This window comes from Filifactor sp., assembly GCF_057248345.1.
On sequence record NZ_DBHIIC010000077.1, the window covers coordinates 1 to 2,626 of the forward strand.

Annotated in this window: 1 protein-coding gene; it reads right to left on the minus strand. The window is 31.9% G+C overall.

Translation table 11 applies throughout. The annotated features are described in order from the left end of the window. Nucleotides 1-653: 653 nt before the first annotated feature. The gene (locus ACO5GE_RS07935; RefSeq protein WP_484830371.1) at nt 654-2,426 is read right to left on the minus strand and encodes an Rqc2 family fibronectin-binding protein; all 1,773 of its coding nucleotides are present in this window, start codon (nt 2,424-2,426) and stop codon (nt 654-656) included. Nucleotides 2,427-2,626: the final 200 nt, after the last annotated feature.

A 2,626-nucleotide genomic window follows, 5' to 3' on the forward strand; every position in this document is an offset into this window, starting at 1 on the left:
TTATCTGTTACGCATTTTTTATACTCTGAAAAGTCACTGACATCCAATCATTCAAAATGATTTTATGATATTCGTATTTAAATGGGAGTTCTCTTGATTTGAGTCTATGAAAAAATTTTTACTGAATCGTACCGTAAGTATATTGATGGAATGCTAAATGATAACTCGAACTTATTAGAATGATAGATATTAGTGAAACATATTATAACTTGACAGTTTTGTAAAACATTTGATGACATTTGAAATAAGTGATATGAATATATGAGTACAATAAAGATATTGGAATATAGAATTGTATTGTCGATTTTATGATAGTGGAACGAAAAGAGGTAGGGCATAACCGTAGAGTTATGATTCTACCTCTTCTGTCTAAATAGGAATAAATAGTGTATTCTTCATATCCGTTACATGGTTGTTGGTGTGATAGAAGTTTTTTCTATATTTATACTACTCTAACATTGTACGAATTTTGTTATTTCCTCTTCTATTTTTTTTAGAATCATAGAAACAGAAGTACATATCTTTGAAGTACATATCTTTCTTAGGACGTTTGTATTTCTACTCTAATACCTTAGGATACCAAGAGAAGTTTAACTACTCCAAAGTTGTTAAAGACAATGAAAGAGTTGTGTACTTCCGGCATAGTAGGGTTGTTATTCCGTTACATGAGTTTTCAACTGTTCTACGATTGATTCTTCCGGAGTTACATAGATTGTAGAGTTGTTGACATAGATAACCATACCCGGTTTTGCACCATTTGGTTTTTTGACATTCTTTCTCTCTGTATAGTCCACAGGGACATTGGAAGAAAATTTTCCTTTACTATAGTAGGCAGCAAGAACGCCGGCTTCATATAACGTTTTTTCAGAAATATCTTGTTGTTTTGCACGAATAATAACATGTGAGCCCGGAATATCTTTTGTATGGAGCCAAGTGTCACTAGGAGAAGATATTTTAAGAGTGAGTCGATCATTTTGTGTATTATTTTTTCCAACCAATATGGTGGTGCCGTCACTGGATGTAAATTCCATTGGAGATGACATAGTCTCTTTTTTCGATTTATGGTTAGCAGGGCGTCGGATATAGCCTTGTTTGGCTAATTCATCCTGTATTTCTGAAATTTCATCATAGTTTTCAATTTGTGAAATGGACAACAAAACATTTTCTAAGTAAGAAATTTCTTTTTGTGCAATCTCAAGTTGTTCAGTTAACTCTTCAATACGATTTTTTGATTTTTGGTATCTTTTGAAATATCGTTGGATATTTTCAGAAGGACTTTTTTGAACATCTAAAGGAATGGTAATCTTCTCATTCTCATTATAGAAATTGTCTAACGTAATTTCACTCATGCCTGTTTTAATTTGATAAATAAAGGAAGTAAGCAGTTCACCATAAAGTTTGTCTTTATCCAACAACATAGAAGATGAAATTTCACTATTTTGTTTTTCGGTTTTATGTTTCAATGTATCTAAACGAGTCTGTATTTTTTTTCTAAGTGCAGAAGTTCTCTGTTGGATTCTTTCAGTTTTATCTTTTAAAACATAGAATTCTTCACAAGCAGTATGGATGGATTGATACTCGACAAGCTCCATTGTTTTATGATTAGTCAGTAATACTGATGAAAAGTCAAGAATAGTATGGGGATTCTTTTGAACGACAATACATGGATTGTATTCGTGTTGCTCTACTTTTGACATCATTCTGAAAAAAGCACCCCATAATTTTTCTATTTTCACATCAGTAAGAGAACTTGCAATCTCTGTTGATTCAATATTAGCACGATAACAAATTTCTTTTGAAATGGTTGGACTCATTCCCTCATAACTCATATAGAAGAGTTTGTAGATTTCTGAGTGAAAATTGGAACATAAGCTACGAAATTCATTTTCATCAAGTCGATGAATAGGACTTATTTTTTTATGACCGGGAGGATATTGATATGTCAGTCCAGGCAGGACTTCTCTAACTGAGCTTATGTTTAGACTGACTCTTTTGATGGAATCAATAATTTTTCTGTCTTCAGAATGAATTAAGATTATATTACTATGTTTTCCCATCAGTTCAATAATAAGAGTTTTGTTTTTCAGCACCCGAAGTTCATCATACGCATCAATGGAAATTTCAACAATTCTTTCTGTAGAACGTTGTTCTACACTTTTGATTGTTCCATTCCCGACATGTTTTCTTAACAACATCAAAAACATGGGTGCTGTTAGAGGATTCTCCTTTTTTGCATCATTGACAAAATGGATTCTTGGTGTGCTTGAATTAGCACTGATTAATAATTTATGATTCTGTTTTTCATTTCGAATGGTCAGCCAGATTTCATCCTTTTCCGGTTGTGTAATTTTATCAATTTTTCCGTTGACCAATTTGGATTTCATCTCGTGTACCAGAGATCGTAAAGTGATTCCGTCTAGTGCCATGTTTATTCCTCGTTTCTATATCATGTTGATTTTTCCACCTATTATATCATAACACAAGAAAATGTGATTCTGTTATCGGATATTTTTTGTGTAAAGAAAAAATACGGAAAAAATGGATAGTTAAAAAAGAGTCAAGCTATTTTAATAATTGTGTGTATGGATGGAACTTTTTTAAATAAAAAGTTTTATGAGAAAACTTC